The 14,167-nt window shown below is 68.2% G+C and carries 16 protein-coding genes; 10 read left to right on the plus strand and 6 right to left on the minus strand.

What is annotated here, in order from left to right; translation table 11 throughout:
* The first annotated feature begins 165 nt into the window (after window positions 1-165).
* Window positions 166-771: a cholesterol catabolism transcriptional regulator KstR gene (gene kstR, locus VET27_RS02030; protein WP_526514712.1), complete on the plus strand. Its 606-nt coding sequence runs from the start codon at window positions 166-168 to the stop codon at window positions 769-771.
* A 3-nt stretch (window positions 772-774) separates the two neighbouring features.
* Complete coding sequence (gene otsB, locus VET27_RS02035; protein WP_526514713.1) at window positions 775-1,521, plus strand: trehalose-phosphatase; 747 nt, start codon at window positions 775-777, stop codon at window positions 1,519-1,521.
* Here otsB and VET27_RS02040 read toward each other — a convergent pair.
* Window positions 1,518-2,618 carry an Rv3575c family transcriptional regulator gene (locus VET27_RS02040; protein WP_526514767.1) on the minus strand — a complete coding sequence of 367 codons (1,101 nt, stop codon included), beginning with the start codon at window positions 2,616-2,618 and terminating at the stop codon, window positions 1,518-1,520. The genes otsB and VET27_RS02040 overlap by 4 nt on opposite strands.
* Window positions 2,619-2,929: 311 nt before the next feature.
* Here VET27_RS02040 and VET27_RS02045 point away from each other — a divergent pair, with 311 nt between their 5' ends.
* The 4 genes from VET27_RS02045 (at window position 2,930) to VET27_RS02060 (ending at window position 6,772) form a co-directional block, all read left to right on the plus strand.
* Window positions 2,930-3,112 (plus strand): hypothetical protein, encoded by a 183-nt coding sequence (locus tag VET27_RS02045; protein WP_526514771.1) that lies wholly within the window; start codon window positions 2,930-2,932, stop codon window positions 3,110-3,112.
* Between the two features lie 1,067 nt (window positions 3,113-4,179).
* Entirely contained in the window at window positions 4,180-5,103 is a 924-nt protein-coding gene (locus tag VET27_RS02050) for a metal ABC transporter solute-binding protein, Zn/Mn family (protein WP_526514714.1), read from the plus strand.
* Window positions 5,104-5,112: 9 nt separating this feature from the next.
* Window positions 5,113-5,919, plus strand: a complete 807-nt coding sequence (locus VET27_RS02055; protein ID WP_526514715.1) for a metal ABC transporter ATP-binding protein — start codon at window positions 5,113-5,115, stop codon at window positions 5,917-5,919.
* A complete protein-coding gene (locus VET27_RS02060) occupies window positions 5,912-6,772 on the plus strand; it encodes a metal ABC transporter permease (RefSeq protein WP_526514716.1) in 861 nt (286 codons plus the stop codon). The genes VET27_RS02055 and VET27_RS02060 overlap by 8 nt, the downstream gene beginning before the upstream one ends.
* Here the strand turns inward: VET27_RS02060 and VET27_RS02065 are convergent.
* Entirely contained in the window at window positions 6,759-7,589 is an 831-nt protein-coding gene (locus VET27_RS02065) for a sulfurtransferase (RefSeq protein WP_526514717.1), read from the minus strand. The two genes, VET27_RS02060 and VET27_RS02065, sit on opposite strands and share 14 nt — an antisense overlap.
* Window positions 7,590-7,607: 18 nt before the next feature.
* Here VET27_RS02065 and bluB point away from each other — a divergent pair, with 18 nt between their 5' ends.
* The 4 genes from bluB to VET27_RS02085 are packed head-to-tail and all read left to right on the plus strand — an operon-like array spanning window position 7,608 to window position 11,201.
* Window positions 7,608-8,294: a 5,6-dimethylbenzimidazole synthase gene (gene bluB, locus VET27_RS02070; protein WP_526514718.1), complete on the plus strand. Its 687-nt coding sequence runs from the start codon at window positions 7,608-7,610 to the stop codon at window positions 8,292-8,294.
* Window positions 8,243-9,046 (plus strand): LamB/YcsF family protein, encoded by an 804-nt coding sequence (locus VET27_RS02075; RefSeq protein ID WP_526514719.1) that lies wholly within the window; start codon window positions 8,243-8,245, stop codon window positions 9,044-9,046. The genes bluB and VET27_RS02075 overlap by 52 nt, the downstream gene beginning before the upstream one ends.
* A complete protein-coding gene (locus VET27_RS02080; RefSeq protein WP_526514720.1) occupies window positions 9,046-9,966 on the plus strand; it encodes an MBL fold metallo-hydrolase in 921 nt (306 codons plus the stop codon). The genes VET27_RS02075 and VET27_RS02080 overlap by 1 nt, the downstream gene beginning before the upstream one ends.
* Complete coding sequence (locus VET27_RS02085; RefSeq protein WP_526514768.1) at window positions 9,963-11,201, plus strand: SLC13 family permease; 1,239 nt, start codon at window positions 9,963-9,965, stop codon at window positions 11,199-11,201. The genes VET27_RS02080 and VET27_RS02085 overlap by 4 nt, the downstream gene beginning before the upstream one ends.
* A 14-nt stretch (window positions 11,202-11,215) precedes the next feature.
* Here VET27_RS02085 and VET27_RS02090 read toward each other — a convergent pair whose 3' ends face one another.
* The 4 genes from VET27_RS02090 to rlmB all read right to left on the minus strand — a co-directional run bounded on the left by VET27_RS02090 (window position 11,216) and on the right by rlmB (window position 14,167).
* A complete protein-coding gene (locus VET27_RS02090) occupies window positions 11,216-12,070 on the minus strand; it encodes an SDR family NAD(P)-dependent oxidoreductase (protein WP_526514721.1) in 855 nt (284 codons plus the stop codon).
* Between the two features lie 64 nt (window positions 12,071-12,134).
* Window positions 12,135-12,575 (minus strand): MarR family winged helix-turn-helix transcriptional regulator, encoded by a 441-nt coding sequence (locus VET27_RS02095; protein ID WP_526514722.1) that lies wholly within the window; start codon window positions 12,573-12,575, stop codon window positions 12,135-12,137.
* Between the two features lie 92 nt (window positions 12,576-12,667).
* Window positions 12,668-13,006 carry a YciI family protein gene (locus VET27_RS02100; RefSeq protein ID WP_526514723.1) on the minus strand — a complete coding sequence of 113 codons (339 nt, stop codon included), beginning with the start codon at window positions 13,004-13,006 and terminating at the stop codon, window positions 12,668-12,670.
* A gap of 222 nt (window positions 13,007-13,228) precedes the next feature.
* Window positions 13,229-14,167 carry a 23S rRNA (guanosine(2251)-2'-O)-methyltransferase RlmB gene (gene rlmB, locus VET27_RS02105; protein WP_526514724.1) on the minus strand — a complete coding sequence of 313 codons (939 nt, stop codon included), beginning with the start codon at window positions 14,165-14,167 and terminating at the stop codon, window positions 13,229-13,231.

The following is a 14,167-nucleotide window of genomic DNA, read 5'->3' on the forward strand; positions in this document are numbered from 1 at the left end:
TCCGGGGGCACGGAGGTGAGAAATTTCTGATCCGCGTGCGTATCGTTTTTCCCTAGTGCGTACTACGAAGGAGCTGCCCGCCGCATGTCCGGCTCTTCGCTGCCAGCAGCAACAAGTTCGGGTTCGGGGTCTGATTCGACCGCCGGCCCCCGCCAGGTGATGAACGTGGCCGTTCTGGCCGAGTCCGAACTCGGATCCGAGGCGCAGCGCGAACGCCGCAAGCGCATCCTCGACGCCACCCTCGCCATCGCCTCGAAGGGCGGTTACGAGGCAGTTCAGATGCGTGCGGTCGCCGAACGCGCCGATGTCGCGGTGGGCACGCTCTACCGATACTTCCCCTCCAAGGTCCACCTCCTGGTGTCCGCGCTGGGCCGTGAGTTCGAGCGGATCGACGCCAAGACCGACCGGGCGTCGCTGGCGGGCGGAACCCCTTATCAGCGGCTCAACGTCATGGTCGGCAAACTGAACCGCTCGATGCAGCGCAATCCCCTGCTGACCGAGGCCATGACTAGGGCCTTCGTGTTCGCGGACGCGTCCGCGGCGGGTGAGGTTGATCACGTCGGCAAGTTGATGGACTCGATGTTCGCCCGCGCGATGAGCGACGGTGAGCCCACCGAGGACCAGTTCCACATCGCGCGCGTCATCTCCGACGTGTGGCTCTCCAACCTCCTGGCATGGCTAACCCGCCGCGCCTCGGCAACGGACGTCAGCAAGCGACTGGACCTTGCGATTCGGCTGCTGATCGGCGACGGGGAACACCCTAAGATCTGACCGGTGACCGAGTTCCCGGCAGACCTCACCCGCGCGCTCGACGAGGCCGCTGCGACGCCTCGCCTGCTCGTCGCCTCCGACTTCGACGGCACGCTCGCGCCGATCGTGGACAACCCCGCCGATGCTCGCCCGCTGCCGCGCGCGGCGGAGGCCTTGATCGCATTGGCCGCGCTGCCGTCCACCGACGTCGTACTCGTGTCGGGGCGGGCACTGGCCGTACTCCGCGAGTACTCCGCAATGCCGTCGAACGTGCACCTCGTCGGCAGCCACGGCGCCGAGTTCGACAGCGGTTTCGCCCTCGAAGTCGACGAGGCGCTGTTGTCCACGATCACTGCGGAGTTGCACGCGATCGCCGAGGGGAAGCCCGGGGTCACCGTCGAGCCGAAGCCTGCCAGCGTGGCGCTTCACGTGCGCAACGCATCGGCGGCCGACGGATCGGCCGCGCTCGCCGCGGCGCGGATGGTCGGCGAGGCGTTGGGTGCCGAGATCACCGCGGGCAAGCGGGTATTGGAGTTCGCCGTCATCTCCACCGACAAGGGCGAGGCCGTCGACGTCCTGCGACGGGAAACCGACGCCACGGCCGTCACGTTCTTCGGCGACGACGTCACCGACGAGAACGCGTTCCGTCGGATGCGTGACGCGGACGTGGGCGTGAAGGTCGGCCCGGGCGAGACGCTCGCGGTCTACCGCGTCGAGTCGCCCGAGCACGTCGCCGAGGCGCTGGCGTATCTGCTCGAGCGACGACGCTAGGCGGCCGGGCCCGACGTCCGACCGCGCACCAGTTCGGTCTCCAGCACCTCGATCGCGGGCAGACCCGAGCATGGCGGGTTGTGCAGCAGGTAGCCGGCCCGACGGCCCTTCTCGACGCTGGGTTGCTTGACCGTCGTGAGTCCCCGTGCCAGGGCGTCCGGCACGCCGTCGAAACCGGTCACGGTTACCTGCCCCGGCACGTAAATGCCATGTGCGCGTAGATAATCCATCGCCGAGAGCGCAAGTACGTCGGTGGTGCACATCAGCGCCGTGATGCGGGGGTTGACCTCGAGCGCCATCTCGGCCGCACTTCCGCCGGACGTCGGCAGATGCTCGTAGCTCTCCACGACCGTCAACGAATCCGTGCGCAGCCCAGCATTCTTCATGGCGTCGTGGACACCCTGGATGCGCTCCCGCTGGACGTGAAAGTGCGGGGTGCCCGCACGTTCGGGGTCGGCGACGGCGGACTTGGCGTCGCCGTGGGGCCACTCACGTCCCAGCCGCATCGTGAGCACCCCGATGTCCCGGTGCCCCAGCCCGATGACGTATTCCGCGACGCCGCGCATCGCGGCGCGGTCGTCGATGCACACTCGCGACGCGCTCGGCACGTCCTTGGGTTGGTCGACGACCACGATCGGTAGTGCGCGTTGCGTGACCACCTGCAGGTAGGGATCGTCATCGGACGCCGAGTAGACGACGAACCCGTCGACGCCCGCCGACAACACCGCCGCGGCGCCGTCGCTCACGCTGCGATTCGGACCGGCCGCGACCAGCAGCAGGCCCTGACCCACCTCCTCACACGATTCGGCGAGTCCGGCGACGAAGTCGAGGGCCGCGGGGTCGCGGAACGAGTAGTTCAGCGGTTCGGTGAGGATCAGGCCGACCGCGCCCGCGCGACGGGTGCGAAGCGAGCGCGCGACCGGATCGGGTCCGGCGTAACCCAACTGCTTGGCGGTCGCCAGCACGCGCTCGCGAAGGTCGGCCGACAGTTGGTCGGGCCGGTTGTAGGCGTTGGAGATCGTGGTGCGCGAGACATTGAGTTCGGCGGCCAACGAAGCCAGGGTTGCGCGCCGACGCGGCACAGGACCTCTGGACATGCTCCATGACGCTAGCGGATTGGCCAGTTGGGGGATATCCGGCCGAGACGACCGTGTCCAGCGCGGTGTTGGTGGATTGGTCGACCACCCCGACCGTGCCACCCGCGTAGTCCGTCACGTAGACGCGCTCCGCGGTGGCGGCGACGCCGAAGGGATCGCCGTCGATGGAGAAGCGGGCAAGCTCGGCGTTGTCGTTCAAGTCGATCACCGACACCGTTCCGGCGTGATCGGCGACGTACAGGCGGTCACCCGTGACCTCGAGACCGAACGGATTGGTACCGACGTCGATGACGTCGACGACCCTGTTGGTCATGACGTCGACGACCGACGCGGTGCCGTCGTCGGCATTGCCGACGTACAGCGATCTTCCGCTGGCCGCCAGCGCGAACGGCATGCTGCCGACCTCGACCGACCCGATCGGCATCTTGCTCGACGTGTCGATGATCTTGACGAAGCCGTTGCCCGCGGCGTCGTCGGAGCCGTTGAGGACGTAGAGCCGGTCTCCGACGACGGCCAGACCGTAGGTGAGCCCGTCGCCGACCTCGATGGTGTCTGTGACGACGGCCTCCGCGGGCTCGACGGGGCACGCACGTCGATCGTCCGGCCGTTCGACGCTGCCACGCTGAATGGAACGGCGCCGACGTGGACACGACCCGTCACTCGGCCCGTCACTCGGGCTACCCGGTCGACGGTCCCACCGGGAGCGTCCACCGCCGCGTCCGCGTCCACCTTCTCGGTTCGCCGCGGGTAGGCGATGAACTTCGATCGCTGGTCGAGTGTGCTGCGGTCGAATTGTCTTCGCACCCAGGCGAGTGCGGCCCACAGCGTCGGCGGTTCGACCGGGCTGCCCGGGAGGGGTACGACGAACGGAGCCAACGCCGCCGCGAGCACACCCGTGAAGATCCTCGACGACGCCTGGGACGTGGCTTGTCCCAGCCCGGTCTGCGGCGTGTCGGTGGCCTGGTCCAGCGCACCCGAGGTGACCGCGCCACCCGAGCTCCGCACGACGACGCCGGGCGCGGGCTCGTTCGTGGTCTCCGTCGACCCCGTCGAGCCAGCCGACTCATTGGAGTCGATGGCCTGGTCGGGGTCCGACGAATCGTCGGACCCCGACCAGGCTTCGACGGAGCCCGCCCCCGCGGATGGTGTCGACCCCCTAGGCGACACCACCCCGAGCTCCGTCTTCGAATCCGGACCTCCCCGTGCCGGACTCTCGACTTCGGACGCGTCAGCGGACGGCTCGGACGTTGGATCGGCAGCCGCGATGCCCGGATGGGTCATCGTCGCCACACCAACGCCGAGCGCGACTGCAAGGACCCCCGCACATCGGGCGTATCTCGTGTTGCTTACCGCCCGTGCCCCTTGCCGTCGTCCCTTCCGACGTCATCGGAGTAATGATGACCCGTTCCCCCACGTGGCGAATCGGGGATTCCCCTAGAGTTCAGCGCCCTGCTACCCCTTGACCCCGGGCCGGGCGTCCCCACATCTGGCTTTGCACGTCACCCGACCTTGCCCTACCATTATTGGAAATGGTTTTCATTAGTAATAAGGAGGTCGTGTCGTGGCTCGCCCCAAACCCGTCCAATCCGTGTTGGCGCTCGGTCTCACCTTGATCGTCTTCGGTGCCGCGGCGTGCGGAACGGCGGCTTCGCCGGTCCGGTCAGGCCCCCCGACGGTGGTCGCCACGACCGACGTCTGGGGCAGCGTCGCGAGGGCGGTCGCGGGTGACCACTCGACCGTCCACTCGATCCTCGACAGTGCCGCCGACGACCCGCATTCCTACGAGGCGACACCCTCGGACGCCGCGGCGATCACCGACGCGACGCTGGTCGTCTACAACGGCGGCCACTACGACCAGTGGGCCGACGACATCCTCCACGAGCATCAGGACGTCACCACCGTCGACGCGTACTCGCTCACCCCGCAGCAACCGGACGGCCAACCCGCCAACGAGCACGTGTTCTACGACCTCGCGACTGCCAAGGCGGTCGCCGTCAGCATCGCCGATCACCTCGCGAGCGACGACCCGGCGAACGCCACCGCATACCGCGACAACGCCGCCGCGTTCGGCACCCAGGCAGACGCGATCGCCGCATCCGAACGCGACATCGGGCGCAAGCACCCCGGCGCCGCCGTCGTCTCCACCGAACCCGTCGCGCACTACCTGCTCGCCAACGCCGGCATCGCCGACCGCACCCCGGAGTCGTTCGCCAGCGCCATCGAAGAGGGCGACGACCCCGCGCCCGCCGATGTCGCGGCGATGCTGGACCTGATCAACGGCCACCGGGTGTCGGCCGTCGTGGTCAACAAGCAGACCGAGACCCCCGTGACGAACCAGATTCAGGACGCCGCGCGCAAGGCGGGGATTCCCATCGTGACGGTCGCCGAGACGCTTCAGGACGACCTGGACTACCTGGGCTGGCAGCGCAAGACGGTCCAGGAGTTCGCAGACCAGTTGGACCGCGCCCCCGCCATGGCGCGATGATGTCTACCCGTGGCGTCTGACGATCCCCCCGTAGTCGAACTGTCGGGCGCCCGCCTCGCGTTCGGCGGACGCGTCCTGTGGGACCACCTCGAGCTCACGGTGCGACCAGGCGAGTTCATCGCCGTGCTCGGCCCCAACGGCACGGGAAAGACGTCGCTGCTTAAGGTTCTGCTCGGTGAGGTGCCGCTCAGCGCGGGCAATGCCGAGGTCGTGGGCGGCATCGGCTATGTGCCCCAACATCGTTCGATGGTCGCGGGGCTGACTCTACGCGGATGCGACCTGGTCGGCCTCGGGTTCGACGGGCATCGGTGGGGGATCACCAGCCCACGTCAACGGACCGCGAAGCGCGCCATCGTCGCCCGGGCACTGGAACAGGTCAACGGAATTCACCTCGGCGACGTGCCGGTCGGGGTGATGTCCGGCGGCGAGCTGCAGCGGGTACGGATCGCCCAGGCGCTGGCGACCGACCCCGCGCTGCTGCTGTGCGACGAGCCGCTGCTCAACCTCGACCCGGCCAACGCCCGACTGATCTCCGCGCTCATCGATCAACGTCGACGGGAGTCGGACACCGCCGTGCTGTTCGTCACGCACGAGGTTAATCCCGTTCTGCCGTACGTCGACCGGGTGCTCTATCTGGTGGACGGACGCTTCCGCGTCGGCACCGTCGCCGAAGTGATGACGTCGGAGACGCTCTCGGAGCTCTACCGGGCCGACATCCAGGTCGTGAAGATCGGTGAGCAGTACGTGGTCGTCGGCGAGCATAGTGAGACCGCGCACGACCACTCGGGCCACACGAGCGGGCGGAACCATGCCTGACCGCCTGGCAGACCTGTTGGCAAACCTGTTCGCATTCGACGTCACCGCTGACCTGTTGCGGCGCGACTTCGTCCAACAGGCGTTGCTCGCCGCGGCACTCCTGGCACTGCTGGCCGGGCTGATCGGGCCGTTCATCGTGATGCGGCAGATGTCCTTCGCGGTACACGGCTCCAGTGAGCTGTCGCTGACGGGAGCGTCCTTCGCACTGCTCACCGGCTTCAACGTCGGGCTGGGCGCCTTGGTCGGAAGTGCGCTGGCGGCAATACTGTTCGGCTTCCTCGGCCAACGTGCCCGCGAGCGCGACTCCGCGATCGGCGTCGTCCTGGCGTTCGGCCTCGGCCTCGCGGTGCTGTTCATCCACCTCTACCCCGGCCGGACGGGCACCAGTTTCGCGCTGCTGACGGGCCAGATCGTGGGTGTCGGCTACTCGGGGCTCGCGCTGCTCAGTGTGATCACACTGCTCGTCGTCGCCGTGCTCGCGGTGAGCTACCGACCGCTGCTGTTCGCCACGGTCGATCCGGACGTAGCGGCTGGCCGCGGTGTGCCGGTGCGCGCGCTCGGCATCGTCTTCGCGGCTCTGGTGGGCGTCGCCGCCGCACAAGGCGTCCAGATCGTGGGCGCCCTTCTGGTGATGTCCCTGCTGATCACTCCCGCGGCAGCGGCCGCCCGCATCTTCACCGCGCCCGCGGCGGCCATCGTCGCCTCGGTGGTGTTCGCCGAGATCTCGGCCGTCGGTGGCATCGTGCTGTCGCTGGCCCCCGGCGTCCCGGTCTCGGTGTTCGTGACCACGATCTCGTTCGCAATCTTCCTGCTGTGTTGGGCGATCGGCGGCCGGCGCGTCAGCCGCCGGTAGCGACGGGACGAGTGGGTTCGCCACACCACTGCGACCACGATCCGGGAAAGAGCGCCACGTCCGCTCCGATCACGGCCGACGCCGCGACGACCACCGACGCGGTGACACCCGACCCGCAGTACGCGCCCGTGACACCGGCCAACGCTCCAGCGAGGTCGGCGTCCGCGAGGAACGTCCCGTCGACGTCGAGCAGTGAGGTGCTCGGCACGTTGACGGCGCCGGGGATGTGACCGGCGACCGGGTCGACGGGCTCGACGTCACCGCGGAACCGTTCCGGCGCCCGCGCATCGGTCAACCGGACACCGATCATCGCCGCGTCGTCCGCGCGCAACGTCGGCATGCCGCCCGCGTAGAGGTCGTCGTGGGCGACGGTGACGTTGCCAGGCTCGGGCGCGACGGCACCCGTTTCCAATGCGCCGCCGGACGCAGTCCACGCAGCGACACCGCCGTCCAGGATGCGCACGTCACTCAGACCCGCCGCCTTCAGCACCCACCAGGCCCGTGCCGAGCCTGCCCGATTCCAGTCGTCGTAGACCACGACGGCGCTGCCCGCGTCGATTCCCCACCGCCGCGCCGCGGCCTGCAGCTCGGGTCCGGGCGGCAACGGGTGCCTGCCCCGACCGGCCACCCCGTGATCGGTGAGTTCGTCCTCCATGGACACGTACACCGCGCCGGGGACGTGGCCCGCCTCGTAGGCGGCGCGGCCGTCCGGCTGCGCCAGCTGCCAGCGAACGTCCAGGATGACCGGGGGCACCTCGTCCGAGATGAGCTGCCCCAGTTCGCTTGCCGTGACCAGAACCTCGGTGCGCACGCCCATGAACGTACGCTGACCCGCGTGGGCGAGCACGCGTTCAGCGCGGACGAGAGGCGGGCCGTGTACCGGGCCATCGCGGAACGGCGCGACATGCGCCGGTTCGTGGCCGGCGCTGCGGTGCCCGAGGACGTACTGGGCCGACTGCTCCAGGCAGCACACGCCGCGCCGAGCGTCGGATTGATGCAGCCGTGGCGGTTCATCCGCATCACCGACCACGGGCTGCGGCAACGAATCCACGGCCTCGTCTCCGACGAACGTCAGCAGACGGCGCTTGCCCTGGGACCGCGTAGCGACGAGTTCCTCCGACTGAAGGTGGAGGGCGTTCTCGAGTGCGCCGAGCTCTTCGTCGTCGCACTCGGTGAGGGTCGCGGCCGCCACGTCTTCGGCCGGCGCACCCTGCCGCAGATGGATCTGGCCTCGGTGTCGTGCGCCATCCAAAATCTGTGGCTGGCCGCGCGGGCGGAAGGTCTGGGCATGGGGTGGGTGTCGATCTTCGATCCTGACCGCCTCGGCACGCTGCTCGGCATGCCCGACGACGCTGAGCCGGTGGCGATCCTGTGCATCGGCCCGGTCCCCGACTTCCCCGACCGGCCCGCGCTCGAGGTCGACCGGTGGGCACTCGGCAGACCGTTGGCCGAGTTCGTCTCGGAGAACGGATGGCCGGACGCCGCGGCACCCGCCGTAGACTTGCCGTCGTGTCCGCCGTGACCGTCGACCTCAACGCCGACCTCGGCGAAGGTTTCGGGGTGTGGCGGTTGGGCGACGACGACGCCATGCTCGACGTCATCACCAGTGCCAACGTGGCGTGCGGCTTCCATGCGGGCGATCCGGCCGGGCTGGCACGCGTGTGCCGAGCCGCAGCGCAGCGCGGAGTCCGCATCGGGGCGCAGGTGAGCTACCGCGACCTCGCCGGCTTCGGCAGGCGATACATCGACATGACGCCCGAGGACCTCACCGCCGACGTGATGTATCAGATCGGTGCGCTGCAGGCCCTGGCCACCGCAGCGGGGTCGACGGTCAGCTACGTGAAACCCCATGGAGCGCTGTACAACACGATCGTCACCGACCACGGCCAAGCGGCCGCCGTCGCTCGGGCAGTGTGGGCCGTCGACCCCCGGCTGCCGGTGCTGGGCCTGGCTGGTTCGGCATTCTTCACCGCGGCGGGCAGCCTCGGGTTGCGCACCGTCCCCGAGGCATTCGCGGACCGCGGGTACCGGCCCGACGGAGGACTGGTCTCGCGCCGCGAACCCAACGCCCTGTTGGACGAAGCGGACGCGATTGCGGACCGGGTGGCCTCGATGGTCGGCCACCGCAGCGTCTCGGCCGTCGACGGTTCGACCATTCCGATCACCGTGGAATCGGTTTGCGTGCATGGAGATTCACCCGGCGCCGTGCGTATCGCCACCGCCGTCCGCGACCGGCTGACCGCCGACGGCGTCGCGTTGAAGGCGTTCACCTGATGCGGCTCAAGCTCGGACGGCCGAAGCTCGCCGACTACCGCGGCTACTTCGACCAACCAGCTGCGACGACGCAGTCCCCGCTGACCGTGACGTGGGCGGGCGTCACCACACTGCTGATCGACGACGGCGAGTCGGCTCTGATGACGGACGGGTTCTTCTCCCGCCCCGCGTTGCTGACCGTCGGCGCGCGCAAGCTGGCCCCGTCACTGCCTCGCATCGACGGTTGCCTGACCCGCCTCGGCGTCGAACGACTCGACGCGGTCATACCTGTCCACACCCACTTCGACCACGCGATGGACTCCGCGGTGGTCGCCCGGCTAACGGGCGCCAAGGTGGTCGGTGGCGACTCGGCCGCCCACCTCGGCCGCGGCGCGGGCCTGCCCGACGACAGGCTCGTCGTCGTCACACCCGGGGAGCCAGTGTCTTTGGGCGCCTTCGACGTAACTCTCGTCGTCGGTGACCACTGCCCACCCGATCGTTTCCCCGGCGTCATCACCGCACCCGTCGTTCCGCCAGTCAAGGCGTCGACCTACCGGTGCGGAGAGTCGTGGTCGACGCTGATCCACCATCGCTCGTCGGACCGGCGGTTGCTCGCCGTCGGCAGCGCGGGCTTCATCCCCGGCGCACTGCGGGGACAGCGCGCCGACGTCGTCTACCTCGGTGTCGGGCAGCTGGGCCTGCAGCCGGAGCACTATGTGGTCGACTACTGGAACGAGGCGGTGCGCGCGGTCGGTGCCAGGCGGGTCGTCCTGATCCACTGGGACGATTTCTTCCGCCCGCTGCACGAGCCGCTGCGCGCACTGCCCTACGCCGGTGACGACCTCGACGTGTCGATGCGGGTGCTGACCAGGCTGGCTTCCGAAGATGCGGTGGCCCTTCATCTCCCGACACTCTGGGAACGTGCTGATCCGTGGGGCTGACGCTAGCGCTTGGTGCGCTGGCCATGGTGCTGGTGTTCGCCATGTTCCGGCCGAGGGGCTGGCCGGAAGCCGTAGCGGCCGTGCCCGCAGCAGGCCTGTTGATCGCGCTGGGGGTGGTCTCGCTCGACGATGCCGTCGCCGAGGTCAAGGAACTGCTGCCGGTCGTCGGGTTTCTCGCCGCGGTGTTGGTGTTGGCCAAGCTGTGTGACGACGAAGGCCTGTTCCACGCCGCCGGGGTGGCGATGGCCCGCCGCAGTGCGGGCGAACCGCAGTGGCTGATGGGCACGGTCTTCGTCATCGCCGCGACGACGACGGCGGTGCTGAGCCTCGATGCCACCGTCGTTCTGTTGACCCCCGTCGTGCTGGCGACCGCTGGGACACTTGGTATTCCGCCCCGCCCCCACGCCTTCGCCACCGCGCACTTGGCCAACACTGCGTCCCTGCTGCTGCCGGTGTCCAACCTGACCAACCTGCTCGCCTTCAGCGCGGCCGGTCTGACCTTCGCTCACTTCAGCGCCGTGATGGCGTTGCCCTGGCTCCTGGCGATCGCCGCGGAGTACGTCTTACTGCGCTGGTTCTTCCGCCGCGATCTCGGCGAGAAGCCTGCGACTCCGGTGAGTCCGCCGCCCGCGGAGCTGCCGATCTTCGAATTCGTCGTGCTGGCTCTGACACTGGTCGGGTTCGCGGTCGCGTCGCTCCTCGACATGGCGCCGGCCTGGGCGGCGCTCGCCGGAGCTGTGTTGCTCGGCGTGCGCGGCCTGCTTCGCCGACGCAGCACGGTCACGGGGATCGCGTTGGCCGCCAACGTGCCGTTCCTGGCGTTCGTGTTGTGCCTCGGCGTCGTGGTGACCGCGGTGATGGAGCACGGTCTCGACGACGCGATGCGTCACGTGCTGCCCACCGGCACGACGTTGCCCGCTCTACTCGGCATCGCGGCCGCCGCCGCGGTGTTGTCCAACGTGGTCAACAACCTCCCCGCGGTGCTCGTGCTCCTGCCGCTGGTTTCCGGGATGGGTCCGGCCGTGGTGCTGGCCGTGCTGATCGGGGTCAACGTCGGACCGAACCTCACCTACCCCGGCTCGTTGTCGAACCTGCTGTGGCGCAGCGTGGTTCAGCGCGAACGCCGACCCGCCGGGTTCCTCGAGTTTAGCCGCGTCGGGCTGTTCACCGTGCCGGTCACGCTTGGTGTTGCTGTGCTGGGCCTATGGGCCGGGATCCATTTGTTCGGGGTCTGACCGGTGTGCTCGAACTAGTGACTCGAGATCGCTTCGTGGTAGGTGATTCCTCGGCTCATTCGCAGCAGGCGGGCGACCGGGCGCATGGTCAAGGCCGAGGCGATGAGGTCGCCGATGCGAGGTGAGAGTGCTTCGCCGAGCAACAGCATGTTCGCGGTGCGCGGCAATACGACGCGGCGCTTGCCACGACGCACCGCGGCGACCACCGAGCGCGCGACGTCTTCAGACTGCAGTGGCGTCATGTGCCGGAACGGGGCGGGCATCTGCGTCTCGTCGACCGTTCGCAACAGGTCGGTCGCGGTGAGGGCGGGATGGATCACCGAAACCCGGATGTCCGTTCCGGCCACCTCTTGGCGAAGCGCATCGGAGAACGCCGAGACCGAGTGCATCACGATTGCGTAGGAGCCGAAGCGAGCGAACGCCTTGCGGCCCATCACCGAGGACATGTTGACGACCGTGCCCGATCCCTGTTGCCGAAGTATCGGAAGCACCCGCTGAGTCACGTGAATCATCCCGAACAGGCTCGCCTGCAGCGTGTCTCGCAGGTCTTCTTCGAACGTCACCGACTCGATGGTGCCTACCTTGGCGATACCGGCATTGTTCACCAGCACGTCGATGCGACCAAATCGGTTCATCGCCGCCTCGACCAGCATGGTCACTGCCGCGGGGGAAGTCATGTCGGTCGGCACTGCCAGCGCCTCCTGGCCGAGGTCGCGAATCTCCTGGGCGACCCGATCGAGTCGTTCGACCGACCGGGCCGCCAGAATCACGGATGCGCCTTGCCGGGCAAAGGCCAGTGCGACGTCCCGACCGATACCTCGCGAGGCGCCGGTGACCAGTACCACGGCGTTCTCGAAATGTGTGTTCATGATATTTATCCTTTTGTTGTATATACATCAACGGTTGACGACTTGATCGTCGATTGAGGGACGGTTAGTCGACTGGTATGTGCCCGAAGCTGTTTGCGATCGTTCGGACCATCTTCACGCCGCCCGTCCCGAGGAGTAGCGCGGCCTCCTCCTGGGCTCGCCGCCAATCGGGCATCACCGATTCGACTTTCTTCTGCCCGGCCCGGGTGAGCGCGATCTCTCGCACACCCTTCGCATCTGAGGACACGGCCTCGATCCAGCCGTGCTTGCGTAGCAGGTTCAGATTGCGACTGACCGTCGACCTCTCCAGGTGCAGCACCTCGCCCAGTCTTACCGGAGGACAAGGACCAATCTTGCCGAGGGCGGCCAGAAGATTGACCTGGGCGATGCTCAGCCCGTGGGTCTCGAGGGCACCGTCATAGAGTGCGGTAACGGCGCGGCCGATCAGCCGGACACGGACTGCCAGGCATTCACCAACGATCTCGTCAATGGGAGAAACGGCCACTCGGACATTGTTGCATATACACCACAATTGTCAAGTCTCCAGAAGCACCCAAAGGCCGGGGCAGAGAGTTGATCACGTCCTACTGCAGGGTCTCACCCCCGTGCGGCACGTTCCGCTCCAAGGGTCTTCTGCAACGACCCCGAGCTAATTTCCGGCAGCACCTGGCTCCATGGTCGGACGATGAGGCGGGCGAAGTCGCCGTTGCGGTTGTAGGGTTCGGCGTCGATGAATGCCTCCGCGGCCTCATTAGACGCGGCTTCCACGACGATCACCATCGTCTGCGGTGGTCTGCCGGGGCAGGCACGGGCCGGGCCGCCGAAAACGATGTCGCCGCGGTGGGCGATGAGGAACTCGTAATGCTCGGCGCGCAGGGCCGCCAAGACGTTCGCTTTGGCGGGGTCGATGGTGCATTCCACCAAGTAGCGGCTCACCCCCGGCCGACGTTTCCGCGTAGCACCGACAGGAACGCCGCGGCGGTTGGTGTGGCCGAGGCCGCGCGAAATCCGGCCTGCCCGATGAACGAGGTCAGATCCGCTTGGCGTGCGTAGTTCCGTTGGGAAAGCGCTCATCTCATCATTCAAGCCGTTGCCACCCCTTGTGTCTGTGGGTGTCGATGCATCGTCAACCAGCGCTGGTTGTCCATGGCGTCGCGGCTATCGCCTCTGGCGGGCGATCTCCGCAAGCACGACCCCCGCCGCCACGGATGCGTTGAGCGATTCCGTCGGCCCGGCCATCGGGATCGAGACGATCGCATCGCAGTTCTCCCGCACCAGGCGCGAGAGTCCCTTGCCCTCGGATCCGACGACGACGACCATCGGCCCGGTGCAGTCGAGTTCGTCGAGTTCGGTGTCACCGCCCGCGTCCAGACCGACCACCTGCAGGCCCTCGTCGGCCCAACTCTTCAGTGTCCGAGTCAGATTGGTGGCGCGTCCGACGCGAAGCCGTGCCGCGGCACCCGCACTGGTGCGCCACGCGACCGCCGTCACCGACGCCGACCGGCGCTGCGGGATCAGTACGCCGTGCCCGCCGAACGCCGCCACGGACCGAACGATCGCGCCGAGGTTCCGCGGGTCGGAGATGTTGTCCAACGCCACCAGCAGGGCCGGCGTCGCATCAGCGTTAGCCGCCCGCAGCAGGTCGTCGGGGTGTGCATAGTTGTACGGCGGTACCTGTAGTGCGATGCCCTGGTGCAGGCCATTCGAACTGATGCGGTCGAGGTCATGCTTCTGCACTTCGAGGATCGCGATGCCCTTGTCGGCGGCCCGCTGCACTGATTCGGCGAGGCGCTCGTCGGACTCGGTCCCGAGGACCACCCAGAGTGCGGTGGCGGGAACTCCCGCACGCAAACACTCCAGCACGGGGTTCCGGCCGAGCACGACCTCGGTCTCATCGGTCTTCTTGTGGCGCCCCTGGTCCGACCGTGCGGCTTTTGCGGCCCGCTTGCCTGCGGGGTGGTGGGGTCGGGCGCTCGCCGGCGGAGTGGCGCCCTTTGCTTCGAGCCCGCGACGTCGTACACCGCCGGAGCCAATCGTCGGCCCCTTCTTGGTGCCGGCCTTGCGCACCGCGCCGCGCCGTTGGGAGTTGCCTGCCAT

Source organism: Mycobacterium sp., assembly GCF_035633495.1.
Classification (GTDB): Bacteria; Actinomycetota; Actinomycetes; order Mycobacteriales; family Mycobacteriaceae; genus Mycobacterium.

What these genes read in the sequence shown, in the direction of transcription:
- rlmB (WP_526514724.1), bottom strand. Translation starts at nt 14,167, where the DNA reads ATGGCAGGCAACTCCCAACGGCGCGGCGCGGTGCGCAAGGCCGGCACC.
- VET27_RS02045 (WP_526514771.1), top strand. Translation starts at nt 2,930, where the DNA reads ATGACGTCGACGACCGACGCGGTGCCGTCGTCGGCATTGCCGACGTAC.
- VET27_RS02060 (WP_526514716.1), top strand. Translation starts at nt 5,912, where the DNA reads ATGCCTGACCGCCTGGCAGACCTGTTGGCAAACCTGTTCGCATTCGAC.
- VET27_RS02080 (WP_526514720.1), top strand. Translation starts at nt 9,046, where the DNA reads ATGCGGCTCAAGCTCGGACGGCCGAAGCTCGCCGACTACCGCGGCTAC.
- VET27_RS02065 (WP_526514717.1), bottom strand. Translation starts at nt 7,589, where the DNA reads ATGGGCGTGCGCACCGAGGTTCTGGTCACGGCAAGCGAACTGGGGCAG.
- VET27_RS02090 (WP_526514721.1), bottom strand. Translation starts at nt 12,070, where the DNA reads ATGAACACACATTTCGAGAACGCCGTGGTACTGGTCACCGGCGCCTCG.
- VET27_RS02040 (WP_526514767.1), bottom strand. Translation starts at nt 2,618, where the DNA reads ATGTCCAGAGGTCCTGTGCCGCGTCGGCGCGCAACCCTGGCTTCGTTG.
- VET27_RS02075 (WP_526514719.1), top strand. Translation starts at nt 8,243, where the DNA reads ATGGCCGGACGCCGCGGCACCCGCCGTAGACTTGCCGTCGTGTCCGCC.